This is a genomic window from Streptomyces sp. NPDC059255 (assembly GCF_042752355.1).
GTDB lineage: Bacteria > Actinomycetota > Actinomycetes > Streptomycetales > Streptomycetaceae > Streptomyces.
Genome location: NZ_JBHYZP010000034.1, coordinates 93,653 through 110,107, shown reverse-complemented (window position 1 = coordinate 110,107; position 16,455 = coordinate 93,653). Strand labels below are relative to the sequence as shown.

The 16,455-nt window shown below is 72.5% G+C and carries 15 protein-coding genes; 10 read left to right on the top strand and 5 right to left on the bottom strand.

Going from position 1 to position 16,455, the window contains the following annotated elements; translation table 11 throughout:
• Window positions 1-103: 103 nt before the first annotated feature.
• Window positions 104-775, bottom strand: coding sequence for an enoyl-CoA hydratase-related protein (locus ACFXKG_RS31600; RefSeq protein WP_384846320.1), 672 nt, complete (start codon window positions 773-775; stop codon window positions 104-106).
• 247 nt (window positions 776-1,022) lie between these two features.
• Here ACFXKG_RS31600 and hutH point away from each other — a divergent pair, with 247 nt between their 5' ends.
• Window positions 1,023-2,564 (top strand): histidine ammonia-lyase, encoded by a 1,542-nt coding sequence (hutH, locus tag ACFXKG_RS31595; protein ID WP_384846336.1) that lies wholly within the window; start codon window positions 1,023-1,025, stop codon window positions 2,562-2,564.
• A 63-nt stretch (window positions 2,565-2,627) separates the two neighbouring features.
• On the opposite strand, the gene ACFXKG_RS31590 is transcribed toward hutH, so the two are convergent.
• The gene (locus ACFXKG_RS31590) at window positions 2,628-3,059 is read right to left on the bottom strand and encodes a cell wall protein (protein WP_384846318.1); all 432 of its coding nucleotides are present in this window, start codon (window positions 3,057-3,059) and stop codon (window positions 2,628-2,630) included.
• A gap of 154 nt (window positions 3,060-3,213) precedes the next feature.
• Between ACFXKG_RS31590 and ACFXKG_RS31585 the strand changes: the two genes are divergently transcribed.
• The 5 genes from ACFXKG_RS31585 to ACFXKG_RS31565 all read left to right on the top strand — a co-directional run bounded on the left by ACFXKG_RS31585 (window position 3,214) and on the right by ACFXKG_RS31565 (window position 8,849).
• Window positions 3,214-3,600 (top strand): hypothetical protein, encoded by a 387-nt coding sequence (locus tag ACFXKG_RS31585; RefSeq protein ID WP_384846316.1) that lies wholly within the window; start codon window positions 3,214-3,216, stop codon window positions 3,598-3,600.
• A 166-nt stretch (window positions 3,601-3,766) separates the two neighbouring features.
• Entirely contained in the window at window positions 3,767-5,035 is a 1,269-nt protein-coding gene (locus tag ACFXKG_RS31580; RefSeq protein ID WP_384846334.1) for an Ig-like domain-containing protein, read from the top strand.
• Between the two features lie 228 nt (window positions 5,036-5,263).
• The gene (locus ACFXKG_RS31575) at window positions 5,264-6,760 is read left to right on the top strand and encodes an ABC transporter permease (RefSeq protein ID WP_384846314.1); all 1,497 of its coding nucleotides are present in this window, start codon (window positions 5,264-5,266) and stop codon (window positions 6,758-6,760) included.
• A 133-nt stretch (window positions 6,761-6,893) separates the two neighbouring features.
• The gene (locus ACFXKG_RS31570; RefSeq protein ID WP_384846312.1) at window positions 6,894-7,577 is read left to right on the top strand and encodes an ABC transporter ATP-binding protein; all 684 of its coding nucleotides are present in this window, start codon (window positions 6,894-6,896) and stop codon (window positions 7,575-7,577) included.
• Window positions 7,578-7,856: 279 nt separating this feature from the next.
• Window positions 7,857-8,849 (top strand): GNAT family N-acetyltransferase, encoded by a 993-nt coding sequence (locus ACFXKG_RS31565; protein WP_384846310.1) that lies wholly within the window; start codon window positions 7,857-7,859, stop codon window positions 8,847-8,849.
• 12 nt (window positions 8,850-8,861) lie between these two features.
• On the opposite strand, the gene ACFXKG_RS31560 is transcribed toward ACFXKG_RS31565, so the two are convergent.
• The 3 genes from ACFXKG_RS31560 to ACFXKG_RS31550 form a co-directional block, all read right to left on the bottom strand.
• Window positions 8,862-10,544 (bottom strand): hypothetical protein, encoded by a 1,683-nt coding sequence (locus tag ACFXKG_RS31560; protein WP_384846332.1) that lies wholly within the window; start codon window positions 10,542-10,544, stop codon window positions 8,862-8,864.
• Window positions 10,545-10,695: 151 nt separating this feature from the next.
• The gene (locus ACFXKG_RS31555; RefSeq protein WP_384846308.1) at window positions 10,696-12,102 is read right to left on the bottom strand and encodes a sensor histidine kinase; all 1,407 of its coding nucleotides are present in this window, start codon (window positions 12,100-12,102) and stop codon (window positions 10,696-10,698) included.
• The gene (locus ACFXKG_RS31550; RefSeq protein ID WP_384846306.1) at window positions 12,099-12,758 is read right to left on the bottom strand and encodes a response regulator transcription factor; all 660 of its coding nucleotides are present in this window, start codon (window positions 12,756-12,758) and stop codon (window positions 12,099-12,101) included. The genes ACFXKG_RS31555 and ACFXKG_RS31550 overlap by 4 nt, the downstream gene beginning before the upstream one ends.
• A gap of 89 nt (window positions 12,759-12,847) precedes the next feature.
• Between ACFXKG_RS31550 and ACFXKG_RS31545 the strand changes: the two genes are divergently transcribed.
• From ACFXKG_RS31545 to ACFXKG_RS31530, 4 genes are read left to right on the top strand one after another with little or no spacing between them, the layout of a single operon-like run.
• A complete protein-coding gene (locus ACFXKG_RS31545; RefSeq protein ID WP_384846305.1) occupies window positions 12,848-13,366 on the top strand; it encodes a hypothetical protein in 519 nt (172 codons plus the stop codon).
• Window positions 13,363-14,421 carry a peptidoglycan-binding protein gene (locus ACFXKG_RS31540; RefSeq protein WP_384846303.1) on the top strand — a complete coding sequence of 353 codons (1,059 nt, stop codon included), beginning with the start codon at window positions 13,363-13,365 and terminating at the stop codon, window positions 14,419-14,421. Before ACFXKG_RS31545 ends, ACFXKG_RS31540 begins: the two co-directional genes overlap by 4 nt.
• Window positions 14,418-15,185: an ABC transporter ATP-binding protein gene (locus ACFXKG_RS31535; RefSeq protein ID WP_384846301.1), complete on the top strand. Its 768-nt coding sequence runs from the start codon at window positions 14,418-14,420 to the stop codon at window positions 15,183-15,185. Before ACFXKG_RS31540 ends, ACFXKG_RS31535 begins: the two co-directional genes overlap by 4 nt.
• Complete coding sequence (locus tag ACFXKG_RS31530) at window positions 15,175-16,404, top strand: ABC transporter permease (RefSeq protein WP_384846299.1); 1,230 nt, start codon at window positions 15,175-15,177, stop codon at window positions 16,402-16,404. The genes ACFXKG_RS31535 and ACFXKG_RS31530 overlap by 11 nt, the downstream gene beginning before the upstream one ends.
• The last annotated feature ends 51 nt before the right edge of the window (window positions 16,405-16,455 follow it).

Sequence of the window (16,455 nt, the reverse complement as noted above, 5' to 3'; positions counted from 1 at the left end):
CGCCCCCCCCACCGCCCCCCCCCGACCCCCCCCCCCCGCAAGCCAACCCGCCCCCGGCACCCCCCCCGGCGGGGGGCTGTGGCGAGGGCACGGGGGCGGACGGTCAGCCGAGCGGGGCCGTGGTGTCGCGGAGGGTGGCCAGGGCGGGGGCGTACATGCGGGACTTGATCGTGCCGAGGGTGTCGCCGGCCTTGCCCGCCTGTGCCTGGGCGAGCTCGACGGCGGTGGCGCGTACGGCGTCCTCGGCGACCGCCCGGTCGGCGATGCCGGTGGCCGCGGCGTCGGTGCCGCCGTAGCGGCGGGCCGTCAGCATGGCCTCGTGGGCGGTCCCCGGCGTCAGCCGGGCCTGGACGAGGGCGGCCATGCCGGGGGTGAAGGGGATGTTGATCTCCGCCTCGGGCAGGCACCAGTAGCCGCGGTCGGCGCGCATGACGCGGAAGTCGTGGGCGAGGGAGAACATCGCGCCGGCGGCGAAGGTGTGCCCTTGCAGCGCGGCCACCGTGACGACCGGCAGCGAGAGCATCCGCGCGAACAGCCCCTGGACGGAGGCGACGTACTCCTGCTGTTGGTCGGCGTGGGCGAACAGCCAGTCCAGGTCGAGCCCGTTGGAGTAGAACTTGCCCGTGGCGGCGGTGACCAGGGCACGGGGTCCCTCCGCCTGCTCCACCTCGTCGAGCGCGGCGCCGACGGCGGTGATCCAGTCGGGGTGGAAGCGGTTCTCTCCGTCTCCGAGATCGAGGACGAAGACGTTGTCCTGACGGTCGAGCGAGGGCATGGCGACTCCTTCGGACTGAGCGGGGCGCCGCGGCGCCGCGGTGTCGATGCCGGAGGGGGCGCCGCCCGCCCGACGGGCTACCTGTCGGTAACTTATGGCGTGCGGCGTGTGGTGTGCAAGAGGGGGATCGGGGCGGCATCCGGAGCCCCGGTGCGCGGGCGCGGAAGTGGCGGGCGCGGGTCGACCGCGACGCCCTGTCAGGAGGGTGACACCCCGAGATTCAGTACGTACGCTCCTGAATATGGATATGCATACTGTCGTGGTGGGGACGTCAGGGACGACCGCCGAGGACGTCATCGCCGTGGCCCGCGGCCACGCCCGCGTCGAGCTCTCCGCCGCGGCCCTGGCCGCGCTCGCCGCCGCCCGGGAGGTCGTCGACGCGCTGGCCGCCAAGCCCGAGCCCGTGTACGGGGTCTCCACCGGGTTCGGGGCGCTCGCCACCCGGCACATCGGGCCCGAGCTGCGGGGGCGGCTCCAGCGCAACATCGTGCGGTCGCACGCCGCCGGAATGGGGCCGAGCGTCGAGCGGGAGGTCGTACGCGCGCTGATGTTCCTCCGGCTCAAGACGCTCGCCTCCGGGCACACCGGCGTACGACCCGAGGTCGCGCGGACCATGGCCGACGTGCTCAACGCGGGCATCACCCCCGTCGTCCACGAGTACGGCTCCCTCGGCTGCTCCGGCGATCTCGCGCCGCTCTCGCACTGCGCGCTCACGCTGATGGGCGAGGGGGACGCGGAGGGCCCCGACGGCGTCGTACGGCCCGCCGGGGAACTGCTCGCCGCCCACGGCATCGCACCGGTCGAGCTGCGTGAGAAGGAGGGGCTCGCGCTGCTCAACGGGACCGACGGCATGCTCGGCATGCTGGTCATGGCCCTCGCCGACCTGCACCGGCTCTACACCTCCGCCGACATCACCGCCGCGCTCAGCCTGGAGGCCCTGCTCGGCACGGACAAGGTGCTCGCCCCCGAACTGCACGCCATCCGCCCCCACCCGGGCCAGGGCGCCAGCGCCGACAACATGCTGCGGGTGCTGGAGGGGTCCGGGCTGACCGGGCACTTCCAGGCGGACGCCGCCCCGCGCGTCCAGGACGCGTACTCCGTGCGCTGCGCCCCGCAGGTCGCCGGGGCCGGCCGGGACACCCTCGCGTACGCCCGGCTCGTCGCCGACCGGGAGCTGGCCTCGGCCGTGGACAACCCGGTCGTGCTGCCCGACGGGCGCGTGGAGTCCAACGGCAACTTCCACGGCGCCCCCGTCGCGTACGTCCTCGACTTCCTCGCGATCGTCGCGGCCGACCTCGGCTCGATCGCGGAGCGCCGTACCGACCGGCTGCTCGACAAGAACCGCTCCCACGGGCTGCCGGCCTTCCTCGCGGACGACCCCGGGGTCGACTCGGGGCTGATGATCGCCCAGTACACCCAGGCCGCGCTGGTCAGCGAGATGAAGCGGCTCGCGGTCCCCGCCTCCGTCGACTCGATCCCGTCCTCCGCGATGCAGGAGGACCATGTCTCGATGGGCTGGTCGGCCGCGCGCAAGCTCCGTACCGCCGTCGACAGCCTGACCCGGATCATCGCCGTCGAGCTGTACGCGGCGACCCGGGCCATCGAGCTGCGGGACGGACTGACCCCCGCGCCCGCCTCCCGCGCGGTGATCGACGCGCTGCGGGCCGCGGGGGTGGCGGGGCCGGGGCCCGACCGTTTCCTCTCCCCGGACCTGGCCGGAGCGGACGCCTTCGTACGGGAGGGACTGCTGATCGCGGCGGTGGAGCCGGTGACGGGGCCGCTCGCCTGAGCGGCGCGGGGCCGGTACGCGGGGGCGATGTGCGGAGCCGGTGACGGGAGCGCCCGGCGTACGTCAGAACTCGCGGGCGCTCCTGCGCACCGAGTAGCCGACGAACGCCACACCGATGGCGAGCGACAGGCTCCCGCCGAGCACGTACGGCGTGGTGTCCACGCCACCGGTGTCCGCGAGCCTCGGCCCACCGGAGCCGGAGCCGGGCCCCGAGCCGGTGTCGGCCAGGGGCGTGGCCTCGGCGGACGCCGTGGGCTCGGCCGGTCCGGCCGGGCCCACCGAGCTGTCGGTGCTGTCCGTGACCTCGGAGACCTCCGAGCCGAGAGGACTGTCCAGCGATCCGTCGACGCTCAGGCTCTGGGCGGAGGGCGCCGACCCCTGGGCCGGGGCGGCGCTCCGGTCACCGGTGGCGTTGGCGGACGGGACGAACCAGAGAGCGCAGAGCAGCGTTCCGGCCGCGGTAGCCGTCAGCAGCGGTCGCCGTGCGACGGACACGTATGGATCCCCCTTGTGGCAGCGCCGAATTGGGTGAGTGGGGGAGATGCTAGCCAACTTCTCGCCCGCCATTGCACGGAGCCCGTTTTGTCGCCGCCAGGTTCGCCGGTGCCGTACGGCCGGTATTGGGCTCCGGAGCCGTACCCTCCGTCGTATGACCACTACAGAAACATCACGGTATGTGCGGGTAACGGTCGAATTGGTGCTGGAGGTCGAGGACCCCGAGCGCCTCGGCTCCGCAGCCCTCGCCCGGATCGACGGCGACGTCTCCGTCCCCGACGACGAGCGGACGCGGGCCCGGGCGGCGGTACGGGGCGACGAGGCGGAGGCCCTGGCGTACCTCGTGGAGCCCCACGACCTGATCGAGCAGATCCCCGGGATCGGTCTCGCCCAGGCGTCGTGGACCAGCGAGCTGATCGACTACGACCCGGACTCGGTGGAATGGGACCTCACGGGGGACGACGAGGATCTGGATGACGAGGCGTCGGAGCAGGTCGGAGGCGTCGTCGGCGGTGGGGAGGTCACCGCTGGTCGGCGCTGACGCGTGAGCGTGCAACCCTGGTAGGCCTCGGTCCGCAGCAGCCGGCGGACCGGGGCCGGCCTGCTTCCCGGCCGCGACGTGGTGTTCACCACACTGCCGGCTGATGAGGAACCGGAAGAACGGATACAGGCGTTCTTAAGGGTTATCGGCAGGGTAAGCGGCGATGATGGAGAAGCGTGTGATGAAGGACAGCAAGCGGCGCAAGGTCCTCGCGGCCGCGTCCGCGGTGCTCGGTGGCGTTCTGGTGCTTTCGGCGTGCAGCGGCGGCGACGGCGAGAAGACCAGCGCCGAGAGCTCGAAGACTTCTTCACAGGTCCAGGCGGACGAAGCGGCTGCCAAAGAGACCTCCGAGGCCCAGATAGCCGTCGCGCCGAAGAACGGCGCGACGAATGTCGGCATCAACAACGACGCGAAGGTCACCGTCACCAAAGGTGAGCTCACGGACGTCAAGATGACGGCCGCCGACGGCACCGAGGTCAAGGGCACGCTGGCAGCCGATGCCAAGAGCTGGAAGCCGGACGGGCAGCTCGACCGCTCCGCCGCTTACAAGATCGCCGCGACGGCGAAGGACGCGAAGGGCCGCCAGGCCCACGAGAACGTCTCCTTCACCACCGTCTCGCCCAGCAACAGCTTCATCGGGAACTTCACCCCCGAGGACGGCTCCACCGTCGGCGTCGGCATGCCGGTCTCGATCAACTTCGACAAGGCGATCACCAACAAGAAGGCCGTCCGGGACGCGATCACGGTCACGTCCAGCAGCGGCCAGGAGGTCGTCGGTCACTGGTTCAGCGGGCAGCGCCTCGACTTCCGCCCCGAGCAGTACTGGCAGGGCGGCTCGACGGTCACCCTCAAGCTCGCCCTGGACGGCGTCGAGGGTGCCCAGGGCGTCACCGGCGTCCAGCAGAAGACCATCACCTTCAAGATCGGCCGTAACCAGGTCAGCACCGTCGACGCCAAGTCGAAGATGATGACGATCACCCGTGACGGCAAGACGGTCAAGACCATTCCGATCTCGGCCGGCTCGCCCGAGAACACGACGTACAACGGCCAGATGGTGATCTCCGAGAAGTTCAAGGAGACCCGGATGAACGGCGCGACGGTCGGCTTCACGGACGACGACGGCAAGGGCGAGTACGACATCAAGGACGTCCCGCACGCCATGCGGCTGTCCACCTCGGGCACCTTCATCCACGGAAACTACTGGGGCGCCCGCTCGGTCTTCGGCAACGTCAACACCAGCCACGGCTGTGTCGGCCTCGCGGACGTGAAGGGCGCCGGAGACCCCAACCAGCCCGGCGCGTGGTTCTACGACAACTCGCTCATCGGTGACGTGGTCATCGTCAAGAACTCGGACGACAAGACCATCAAGCCGGACAACGGGCTCAACGGCTGGAACATGGACTGGGCCGAGTGGCAGGCCGGCTCGAACGCCTGACGCGCCGTCGACGCGGCTGACGTGACGCGCGAAGGCGTTGAGGCGCGAAGGCGCTGAGGCGCTTACGTGCCAAGGCGCTGAGCCGACGCGTCACCCGCGCCCATCGCGCGCCTCATCTGTCGCACGGACGGCGGCGGCACCCTCCCGGTGCCGCCGCCGTCCGCGTTCTCATCCCGCTCTCACCCCGGACTTATCCGGCCGTCACAACGGGCGCCTACGTTCACGCCCATGTTCTTCACCTACCTCCGGCGCGAGCTGCGCCGTCGCAGAAAGGCGGCGCTCGTCGTCGCCTCGGGGCTCGCCCTGGGCATCGCCCTGGTGATCGTCGTCAGCTCGGTCTCCGCCGGCATGGGCCAGGCCCAGGACAAGGTCCTGCAGTCGCTGTACGGGCTCGGCACGGACATGACGGTCACCAAGGCCGCCACCCCGCCCGGCGAGGGGGACACCGACCGCCGCCGCTTCGAGTTCGACGCGCGGGACAGCTCGGATGCGGACGAGGACGCCGAGCAGAGCAGCGACCGGGTGATGGTCCAGGGCTTCCAGACCCTGGCCTCCTCGACCGTCACCGAGGTCGGTGACCAGAACGGCGTCGCGACGGCCGTGGGCGGGCTCAGCCTCAACGTCCTCAAGGTGAACGGGGAGTTCCGGCGCGGCGAGTTCGCCCCGCAGCAGCGCGACGCCACGGGCGGCCCCGGGGGCGGAGGCGACACGGGCGGCGGTTCGGGTGGCTCCGGCGGCTCCGGGGGCACCGTGACGGGCGGTGGCGCGGCGTTCGACGTCGACTCGTACTCCGTCTACGGTACGGACGTCACCTCGCCCGCGCTCGGTCCGCTGACCTCCTCCGAGATCACCAAGGGCCGTACGTTCAAGAGCACCGAGACGGACGCGGCGGTCGCCGTCGTCGACAGCGCGTACGCCACGGAGAAGAGCCTCGCGGTCGGCAAGACCGTCACCATCTCCTCGGTGAAGTTCACCATCATCGGCATCGCGACCGCCGACAGCGGGGACTCCGCCGCCAACCTCTACATCCCGCTGAAGAAGGCCCAGACCCTGGCCGACGCCAAGGACAAGGTGACCACGGTCTACGTCAAGGCCGCCGACTCGCAGCAGATCGACTCCGTCAAGTCCGCCATCCAGAAGAACATCCCGGACACGACGGTCACCACCTCCGCCGATCTCGCGGACACCGTCTCCGGCTCCCTCTCCACCGCCTCCGACCTGGCCACCACCGTCGGCACGTGGCTCTCCATCGCCGTCCTGATCGCCGCCTTCCTGGTCGCCGGACTGCTCACCTCCTCGGCCGTCAGCCGCCGGGTGCGGGAGTTCGGCACGCTGAAGGCGCTCGGCTGGAAGAGCGGCCGGGTCACCCGGCAGGTCATCGGCGAGGCCCTGGTCAACGGGCTGCTCGGCGGGGTGCTCGGCATCGCGCTCGGCCTCGGCGGCGCCTACCTGGTCACCGCGATCAGCCCCACCCTCACCGCGGAGCTCGGCTCCACGGGCGGCACGGCCGGCGGCTTCGGCGGCGGGCCGATGGGAGGCGGCGGCGGACCGGGCCGGCAGACGGCCTCCAAGGCGCTCGACATCGCCCTGACCGCGCCCGTCTCCGTCTCCACCATCGGAGTCGCCGTGGCGCTCGCCGTCGCGGGCGGCCTGATCGCGGGCGGCTTCGGCGGCTGGCGCGCCTCGCGGCTGCGCCCGGCGGACGCGCTGCGCCGCGTCGAGTGACGGGGCGCCGGGAGCCTGCCGGCGGTCCGCCCCCCCCAGGATCCCGTGTCGGCAGTCCGCCCAAGGGTCCCGCCCCCGGGACCCCGCCCCAGCCCGCAGTCCGTACAACCTTCCGTACAGCAGGAGTTGAACCGTGTACCAGCTCAGAGGCGTCACCAAGCGCTACGCGCGCGGCAAGCAGACCGTCGACGCGCTCGCCGGCGTCGATCTGACCATCGAGGACGGTGGCCGGCTCGTCATCCAGGGACCCACCGGCGGCGGCAAGTCCACGCTCCTCCAGATGCTCGGCGGTCTCGACCGGCCCACCGAGGGAAGCGTGGAATTCGACGGGGTGGATCTGGCCGGACTGTCCGAATCCCGACTTACCAAGGTGCGGGCGGAGTCCATCGGGTTCGTCTTCCAGAGCTTCAACCTGATCCCCACCCTCACCGCGCAGGAGAACGTCGAGACGGCCCTCGTGCCCCTCGGCCTCAAGGGCGCCGCCCGGCGCGAACGGGCGGCGCAGGCACTGGAGTCCGTCGGGCTCGGGGAACGCCTCGGGCATGTGCCGGGCGAACTCTCCGGAGGTCAGCAGCAGCGTGTGGCCATCGCCCGCGCGCTCGTGAAGCGGCCCAAGGTGCTGCTCGCCGACGAGCCCACCGGGAACCTCGACGAGTCGATGCGCGACGAGATCATGGAGCTGCTGGAGGGCCTCTGGAAGGAGCACGGCCTGACCTTCGTCATGGTCACGCACGACAGCTCGATCGCCCGTCGCGCCCCACGTCTCGCCACGATCCGCAAGGGCCGGGTCACGGTCACCGAGAACGCGGCCGCCTGACGCGACGCTTTCCGCCGCATCTCCGGCGACGCCTTCCGAAGCGGCGCTTCCTGAAGTAAAACCGTCTGAGAGAACAGCGGTTGAAGCGCGCGACTATGCCGTGCGCCCATGCCTCAGGTCCGTGCCGTACAGCAGTGCCGACAGTGCCGTACGGGGCACTTGTGACTCCGGGAATCCTTGTGACTCCCGGGGCGCAAGTGCCCTCCTCGACTCGCCCGTCCGCCCGGATGTCCTCCTAACACGGGGGCGTCGTCCCTCTCGCACGCGTAGGTTCGGTCCATGCTGATCACTCTGGGAAGTCCGCCCTCGGATGCCGAGACTGAATCCTGGTACGGAGTCGTCGCCGCGGCGCACGCCCGTGATCTGCCCGCGTCGGTGCCCGAGCGCAGCCGGGTCGAGACCGAGGGGAAGCTGCGCGTGCCGCCGGTGGGCGGGCGGAGCCTCCACCTCGCGGCGGTGGCCCCCGACGGGGCGTACGAGGGCGTCGCCTCCCTGGTCCTGTTCACCGAGCGGAACAACCGTCATACGGCCTTCCTCGACACCCTGATCGTCCGCCCCGATGCCCGGCGGCACGGCATCGGCGCCGCGCTCTGGGCGGCCATCCGCGCCGAACTCGTCGCCGACGGGAGGACCTCCGTCTCCACCGTCCTCGAACTCGGGGGCGCGGGCGAGGCGTTCGTGGACAGCCTCGGCTTCACCAACGTCCTGCCGCTCGGCCGGTACCTCCAGCGGGTCCGCCAGGTCCTGGAGGGCATACCGCTGCCCGCCCACCCCGCGCTCCCCGACGGGCTGCGCTTCACCGACTGGCAGGGCGTCGTCCCCGACCGCCTGGCCGGGGCCTTCACCCGCGCCCACGAGCCGCTGAGCGACCTCCAGCGGGGCCAGCTCGACGAACGGACCCCTTACTGGGACACCGACCGGATACGGGCCGCGGCCCGGCTGGTCGAGGAGCGCGGCGGAACGCTCTTCACCTCCGCGGTCCTGGACATGAACGACGGAGACGCGGTCGTCGCGTACACGGAGGTCGCCCTGGCCGCGCCCTCGGACGTCCGCGCGGTCCAGTACGACACCCTGGTCGTCCCGTCCCACCGGGGCCGCGGCCTCGCCCGCGCCGTCAAGCGCCACCATCTGGAACGGCTCCACGAACTCCGCCCCGGCATACGCGAGATCAGCACCACCGTCGCCGACGACAACCGGCCCATGCTGGCCGTCAACGAGGCGCTCGGATACCGCCGTGAGCGTCCGGCCGGGGTGTTCCGGACCAAGCTGTAGCGGTCGTGGCACTCAGTCCCGGCAGCCGGACGCCCCCGCTCCGGGCAGCCGGTACGCCGAGTCCAGCCGGTACTCGCCCGCCGCCGGGGCCGTCAGCCGGGTCCAGTCGCCCGCGCGTGTCACGCAGGCGCCGGGGGCCCTGAGCCAGGGCGAGTAGGCGATCCGTACCGTCACCGAACCCGCCGCCAGCCGGACGACCATCGACGCGGCATCGCTCCGTACGACCTCGGCGGGCGGCGTCACCAGCGGGACCGCGTCCCGTACGCGGTAGACCGTCCAGTGGCTGTCCCGCCAGACCGGGGTCAGCCATTCCGGCGCGTCCGCGACCACCGCGGCCTCGGCGGCGGCCGGGCTGTCGGGCTTTCCGTGCGGCAGTACCACCAGGCCGACCGCCCACCGGTCCAGCCAGGCGCGGTACGCGGCCGGGTCGAGCGTACGGGTCCCGCGGTGGCCGTCGTAGAAGAGACGCCCGCGCTCGACGTCGAGCTGCCGGTTCCAGCCGCGCGCCATGTTGACGTACGGGGCGAGGACATCGGCCTCGCGGTGGTTGCGGGCGGGGACGACCTCGACGCGGGTGCGGTCGGCGCCCAGCCGGTCCAGTGCGGCGACCACGCCCTCGGTGTGCGCCGCCCAGGCGGGCACCGTCGTGGACACGACGAGATCGTCCTCCGTCTTGCTGAGCAACCAGTACGTGTTGACGCAGACGGTCACCAGGAGGACGAGCGGAAGCACGAGAGCTATCGACAGGCGCGACGGGCGTACGGGCGCCATGAGCCTACGGAGCGGACCCGGCCCGCGGGTCAGCAGCGCCGCCAGCAGGACGGGCGGCCCGGCCAGGCCCACCAGGCGCTCCACGTTCGTGCCGATCGGCGAGGAGACGGAGAAGGTCAGCACGACCCCCGCCGCGTACACGAACGCCCCGTACCGCACCACGCGCCAGCTCCGCGGCGCCGCCAGGCAGAGCGCCGCGCAGGTCACCAGCGGCATCCACAGTTTGCCGGGGGGCATCGGCTGCTCGCCCTGGAAGGGGAAGAGCAGCGTGGTCGCCGCGACGACCAGGAACGGCGGCACGACCAGCGCGGCTCCGGTCGCCCACTGCCGGTCCAGCAGATACGCCGCCCCCACGACGACGAGGAAGAGCCCGGCGACCGGGCTGGCCAGGGTGGCGGAAGCGGCGAGCAGCCAGGCGGACACCCAACGGCCGGTACGGAGTCGGCCGGTACGGAGTCGGCCGGTACGAAGCTCGGGCTTCCGGGACGGAGATATAGGGGGCGGGGAGGTACGGGGCCCGACCGTGGCGAGTACGGCGAACAGCCCGATCGCGGCCCCCAGCGCGAACGTCGTCCGCCCGGAGGCGACATTGCACCAGAGCGCGACCGAGCCGAGCAGCGCTGGCCACACCGCCCGCCGCACCCCCGTCCGCACGAACAGCAGGCTCAGCGCCCAGCTCCCGGCCAGCCCCGCCAGCACGGAGACCGTCCGCACGCCGAGGAACGCCATGAGGGGAGGGGCCAGCACGCTGTAGTTGGCGGTGTGCGTACCGCCGTACCAGGAGAGGTTGTACGCGGAGCCCGGATGGCGGGCCATGAACCCGGCCCAGGCGAACTGCGCCGCGAGATCGCCCCCGCCGGTCGCGAGGGCGACGACCCACACGGCGTACAGCGGCACGACGGCCCCGGTCGCGATCAGCGGCACCCGCCACCACGGCCGGCGCGGTGGCCGCGCCGCGGGGTCCGGCTCCCGTACCGCCTCAGGTACCGCCTCCCGTACCGTCTGCGGGGCGGGTGGTCCCGTCGGTGAACTCCGGCTCTGCCCGGCCGCCGTACTCTCGCTCATCCGCACCGGGTCAGACTAGAGGAGCGCCCGGGAACGACACCGTGACCGTCAGACCGCCGCCCTCCCCGTTCGGGGTCGCCGTCGCCGTCGCGTCATGGGCGCGGGCGATCGAGTCGACGATCGACAGGCCCAGGCCCGCTCCTCCTTCCCCCGGGCCGTGGGTACGGGCCGCCAGCCGGCGGAAGGGTTCGAAGAGCAGCGGGAGCGTGTCGCGGGGGACCACCGGGCCCGTGTTGGAGACCTCGACGGTGCCCGGACCCGTACGGAGCTCGATCCGGCCGCCGGGGACGTTGTGGCGTACGGCGTTGGCGACCAGGTTGTCGACGAGCCGGTCCAGCAGCACCGCGTCGCCCGCGACCGTCAGCGGCTGCGCGTGCACCGCGACGCGCACCCCGCGCTGCGCCGCCTCGTCCGCCCGCCGGTCCGCCACGGTCCGCGCGACCTCGTGCACGGCCACCGGCTCGCGTTCCCTCAGCCCCTGGTCGGACGAGGCCAGGAGCAGCAGCCCGTCGATGATCCGGCCGCCGTCCTGGGCGTTCTCGATCAGCTTGTCGCGGATCCGCGCCACCCGCTCCTGGTCCGGCGTGCCCGCGAGCCCGATCTCGGCGGCGGCCCGCTGCACGGCCACCGGCGTGCGGAGTTCGTGCGCGGCGTTCGCGGCGAACCGCTGCTGCGCCGAGACCAGATGCTCCATCCGTTCCAGCATTCCGTCGAAGGTGTCCGCGAGCCGCTTCAGCTCACCGGGCGGCCCTGCCAGGGCGATCCGTTCGTGGAGGTTCTCCCCGGAGAGCCGGCGGGCCGTCTCGGTGATCACGGAGACCGGCCGGAGCACCCGGCCCGCCAGCCACCAGGCGAGCACGACGGACACCACCGCGTACCCGGCGAGAGCGGTCAGCGAGACCACCAGCAGCCGGTTCAGCGCGGCGCTCTCCACCGCGGCGCTCACCGTCCGGGCGACCAGGACCGCGTCGCTCCTGGTCGCACCGGCCTTTCCGGACGGCAGCGGCCTGGTCGGCGCAGTGCTCCCGGCGGCGGAGCCCGACGGCGCGGTGCTCCCCGACGGCGCGGGGTTCACGGGCACCCAGTCCGGCGGGGGGTCGAGGTCCCGGGGCCCCGGGCTCGCGGGCACGGGACCCCCCGTGGGCGCCGATCCTGCGAATCCGGCCGACCTCAGCTCCCCGAGCTGTCCGGCCGGCACCGCGTTCGTCACGGCGAGGTCGACCGTCGAGGACAGCCCCTGCTGCACGAGCAGGTACACCAGTCCCGTCAGCATCCCGCCCGCCAGGAGGAGGAGCCCGCCGTACAGGGCCGTCAGCCGCCCCCGCTCGCCCGTCGCCTTCCGGCGCAGTCCACGGAGCCCGCCCGTGCCCCGCCGGGGGAGAACGCCCGTACCCTTCACACGGCTCGTACCGCTCATGACGCGATCCGGTAGCCCTCGCCCGGCACCGTCTCCACCACCGTCGGCTCCCCCAGCTTGGCGCGCAGCTTGCTCAGCGTCACCCGGACCGCGTTGGTGCGGTAACTGGTGTGCTCCTCCCACACCTGCTCGATCAGGTCGTCGCTGCTGACCACCGCCCCCTCGGCCCGCAGCAGCGCCTCCAGCACGGCGAACTCCTTGCGCGACAACTGGAGGTGCCAGCCGTCGCGGCTGGCCTGGCGGCGGGCGGTGTCCAGGACGATCCCGGCCCGTTCCAGCACGGGCGGCAGGGCGGGCCGGGCGCGCCGGCCCAGGGCCAGGACCCGGGCGAGGAGTTCGTCGTACGCGAACGGTTTGGCCAGGTAGTCGTCGGCGCCGAGGCCGAGACCTTCGACCCGGTCCCGTACGTTCCCGGCGGCCGTCAGCATCAGGATCCGGGTCATCAGCCGCTGTTCGACCACCCGGCGGCACACCTCGTCCCCGTGCAGCCCGGGCAGGTCCCGGTCGAGGACGAGCACGTCGTACTCCCCGAACCGCAACTTCCGCAGTGCCTCCACGCCGTCGCCCGCGACATCCACGGCGAGCGCGTCGCGGCGCAGCCCCTCGGCGATCATCTCGGCGAGAAACGCCTCGTCCTCCACCAGCAGTACGCGCATGAGCCCTGTCTATCCGAGGAGGGGATTTCGCGGACGTAAACCTATGCGCTGAGAGAAGCGAAACGCCCTCCGGCCGCAGGCTCGGGGCCATGACGAAGCGACAGCGACACCTCAGGATCATGGCAGTCACCGCGGCGGCCGCCTTCTCCCTCCTCACCACCGCCTGTTCCGGCGAGCAGGCGGGCGGTGGCAAGGAAGGCGAGGACAGCAAGGGAAGGACGGTGGTGAGCGAGGAGGGCAACAAGGCGGACCAGGCCTTCGAGTACCGCAAGTGCCTGCGTGAGCAAGGTCTGGACGTGCCCGAGCCCAAGCCGGGCGAGGGCGGCCAGGGGATGAGCATCGGCGGGGACGGCATGTCCAAGGAGAAGGTGGAGAAGGCCATCAAGGCGTGCGCGGGCAAGGGCGGCGCGGGCGGCGCGCGGGAGATAACGCAGGCCGAGAAGGACAAGGCGCTCAAGTTCGCGCGGTGCATGCGCGAGAACGGTTTCGACATGCCCGACCCGAATTTCGGCGGCGGGGGCGCGGTCGCGGGCATGCCGATGCCCGAGGGAGCCGAGAGGGAGAAATTCGACAAGGCCAACAAGGCGTGCGAGGGCGTGTCGTCATGACCCGGCGCAGGCTCGCGGTCGCCATCGCGGCGATCGTCGCGGTCGCGGGCGGCGTCACCGCCGTGACCGCCCTGACCGGTTCGAAGGAACAGCGGGTCGAGGCGGATCCCCGACTGCCCCGGGCGACCGCCCCCGTCACCCGCGGCGACCTCAGCGACAGCACCCAGCAGGAGGGCACCCTCGGCCGCCTCGGCGAGCGGAAGATCAACGCGGGCCCGGCGGGAACGCTCACCTGGACCGCGGGCGGCGGCTCGGTCGTCGAGCGGGGCGAGCGGCTCTACGAGGTCGACGGCGCGGCCGTGCGGCTCATGTACGGCGCCGAGCCGATGTACCGGACCCTGAAGGCGGGGGACAAGGGCAAGGACGTCCGCCAGTTCGAGGAGAACCTCGCGGCCCTCGGCTACACCGGCTTCACCGTCGACGACGAGTACAGCACGTACACGGCCGCCGCCGTCAAACGCTGGCAGAAGTCCCACGGGCTCGAACAGACCGGCACGGTCGGCCCGGACCGGATCGCCTTCGCGGGCAGCGCCGTGCGCGTCAAGGAGGCGGGCGCGGCGCCGGGCGACCAGGTGGCGCCCGGCAGGCCGGTCCTCACGGTCACCGGCTCGGAACGGGTCGTACGCTTCAGGATCCCCGTCGCCGACATGCCGCTCGCCAAGGCGGGGGCGCGGGTCTCCGTACGGTTCCCGGACGGTGAGGAGGCGGCCGGGAAGGTGTCCTCGGTCGGGAAGACCGCCACGGCGGGGGACGATCCGCAGGACAACACCCCCAAGATCGACATCACGGTCTCCTTCGACGACCCGAAGAAGGCGACCGGCCTCGACGAGTCGCCGGTCACCGTGAACCTCACCGGGGAGACCCGGAAGAACGTCCTGTCCGTCCCCGTCAACGCGCTGCTCGCGCTGCCGGGCGGCGGCTTCGGTGTCCAGGTCGTCGAGAACGGCACGGTGCGTGAGATCAAGGTCGAGCTGGGCATCTTCGGCCAGGGACGGGTCGAGGTCAGCGGTGCCGGGGTGCGCGAGGGCATGAAGGTCGGGGTGCCGTCCGTATGAGTACCGCGAGTACGGTCGGCGCCGTGAGCGCGGCCGGCGCCGGGAGTCCGGCCGGTACCGCGAGTACCACCGGCACCGTCGTACGGCTCCGTGGTGTCACCAAGGAGTACGCGGGCGGCGTCCGCGCCCTCGACGGGGTCGATCTCACCATCGGGGAAGGCGAGTTGCTGGGGATCGTCGGACCATCCGGCTCCGGCAAGTCCACCCTGCTGCACATCGTGGGCACGCTGGACCGGCCCAGCGCCGGGACGGTCGAGATCGCGGGCCATGACGTGGCCTCGCTGACCGACCGCCGGCTGTCCGCGCTGCGCTCCCGGCACATCGGGTTCGTCTTCCAGTCGTTCCATCTGGTGCCGGGCGTGGGCGCGTTGGAGAACGTGGCCGAGGGGCTGCTCTACTCCGGTCTGCCCCGGGCGCGGCGGCGCGAGCTGGCCGCGGAGGCGCTCGCACGGGTCGGGCTCGCCGACCGGATGGGCCACCGCCCGCACGAGCTCTCCGGCGGACAGAAGCAGCGCGTCGCCATCGCCCGGGCCGTCGTCGGCAGCCCGGACCTGCTGCTCGCCGACGAGCCGACCGGGGCGCTGGACTCGGCGTCCGGCGAGGCGGTGATGGGGCTGCTGCGCGACCTCCACGCGGAGGGCGCCACGATCGCGGTGATCACGCACGACGCGGAGATCGCGGAGTACCTGCCCCGTCAGGTCAGGATCCGGGACGGACGGGTGGTGTCGGACGTCCGGCGGGAGGCGCGCACCGATGGCGGGTGAACGTGCACGGCTGAGGGCGGGTAAACGCACGCGGCTGAGGGCGGCGCGGCTCGGGCCGCGGGACGTCCTCCACGTCGGCTCCGCGGGACTGCGCAGCCGGCCCGTCCGGATCGTGCTCTCCGCGCTCGGGATCGCCATCGGGATCGCCACCATGGTCGCGGTGGTCGGGATCTCCGCCTCCAGCCAGGCCCAACTGCTGCGCCAGCTCGACGCGCTGGGCACGAACCTGCTGGTGGCGGAGGCGGGCGAAAGCCTGTTCAGCGGGGAGGAGGTCAAACTCCCCAAGGACGCACCCGGCATGGTCGGCCGTATCGAAGGGGTCGAGGAGGTCGGCGCGACCGGCGACCTCCCGGCCGCGGTACGGCGCTCGGAGAAGATCCCCGAGGAGGAGACCGGCGGGATCGGCGTCAGAGCGGCGACCGAGGACCTGCTGAAGGTCCTGCGGGGCGGCGTGGCGGCGGGAACGTGGCTGAACGACGCCAACGGCCGCTATCCGGCCGTGGTCCTCGGCGACGTGGCGGCCGAGCGGCTCGGCATCAACCGGCCGGGGCAGCAGGTGTGGATCGACGACCGGTACTTCACCGTCCTCGGCATCCTCGACCCGCTGCCGCTCGCGCCCGACATCGAGCGCTCCGCGCTGGTCGGCTGGGAGGGGGCGCAGCGGCTGCTGGGCTTCGACGGGCATCCGACGGCGGTGTACGAGCGGTCCACGGACGCGTCCGTACGGTCCGTCCAGAAGCTGCTGGCAGCGACGATCGACCCGCAGAACCCGCAGAACGTCTCGGTCGGTGACCCGTCGGCGGCGCTCAAGGCGAAGGCGGCGACGGAGGGGGCGTTCTCCTCGCTGCTGCTGGGGCTCGGCGGGATCGCCCTTCTGGTGGGCGGGGTCGGTGTCGCCAACACCATGATCATCTCGGTCCTGGAGCGACGGCACGAGATCGGCCTGCGGCGCTCGCTCGGCGCCACGCGGGGGCAGATCAGGATCCAGTTCGTCACCGAGTCGCTGATGCTCTCGGGCCTCGGCGGCCTGGCGGGCGTGGCGCTGGGCGGCGCGGCGACGGCCGTCTACGCGTACACGGGCGGGCTGCCGTGGGTGGTCCCGCTGTGGGCGGTGGGCGGCGGCTTCGCGGCGACGCTCCTGATCGGTACGGTGGCGGGCCTGTACCCGGCGGTCCGCGCCTCGCGCCTCTCCCCGACGCTGGCACTTCAGGCGGCGTGACGGGGCGCGTGGGGGGCGTGGGGGAGCGTGCGGGGGCCCATGAGGCTCGGC

What these genes read in the sequence shown, in the direction of transcription:
- ACFXKG_RS31600 (WP_384846320.1), bottom strand. Translation starts at nt 775, where the DNA reads ATGCCCTCGCTCGACCGTCAGGACAACGTCTTCGTCCTCGATCTCGGA.
- hutH (WP_384846336.1), top strand. Translation starts at nt 1,023, where the DNA reads ATGCATACTGTCGTGGTGGGGACGTCAGGGACGACCGCCGAGGACGTC.
- ACFXKG_RS31585 (WP_384846316.1), top strand. Translation starts at nt 3,214, where the DNA reads ATGACCACTACAGAAACATCACGGTATGTGCGGGTAACGGTCGAATTG.
- ACFXKG_RS31580 (WP_384846334.1), top strand. Translation starts at nt 3,767, where the DNA reads ATGGAGAAGCGTGTGATGAAGGACAGCAAGCGGCGCAAGGTCCTCGCG.
- ACFXKG_RS31575 (WP_384846314.1), top strand. Translation starts at nt 5,264, where the DNA reads ATGTTCTTCACCTACCTCCGGCGCGAGCTGCGCCGTCGCAGAAAGGCG.
- ACFXKG_RS31565 (WP_384846310.1), top strand. Translation starts at nt 7,857, where the DNA reads ATGCTGATCACTCTGGGAAGTCCGCCCTCGGATGCCGAGACTGAATCC.
- ACFXKG_RS31555 (WP_384846308.1), bottom strand. Translation starts at nt 12,102, where the DNA reads ATGAGCGGTACGAGCCGTGTGAAGGGTACGGGCGTTCTCCCCCGGCGG.
- ACFXKG_RS31550 (WP_384846306.1), bottom strand. Translation starts at nt 12,758, where the DNA reads ATGCGCGTACTGCTGGTGGAGGACGAGGCGTTTCTCGCCGAGATGATC.
- ACFXKG_RS31545 (WP_384846305.1), top strand. Translation starts at nt 12,848, where the DNA reads ATGACGAAGCGACAGCGACACCTCAGGATCATGGCAGTCACCGCGGCG.
- ACFXKG_RS31540 (WP_384846303.1), top strand. Translation starts at nt 13,363, where the DNA reads ATGACCCGGCGCAGGCTCGCGGTCGCCATCGCGGCGATCGTCGCGGTC.
- ACFXKG_RS31535 (WP_384846301.1), top strand. Translation starts at nt 14,418, where the DNA reads ATGAGTACCGCGAGTACGGTCGGCGCCGTGAGCGCGGCCGGCGCCGGG.
- ACFXKG_RS31530 (WP_384846299.1), top strand. Translation starts at nt 15,175, where the DNA reads ATGGCGGGTGAACGTGCACGGCTGAGGGCGGGTAAACGCACGCGGCTG.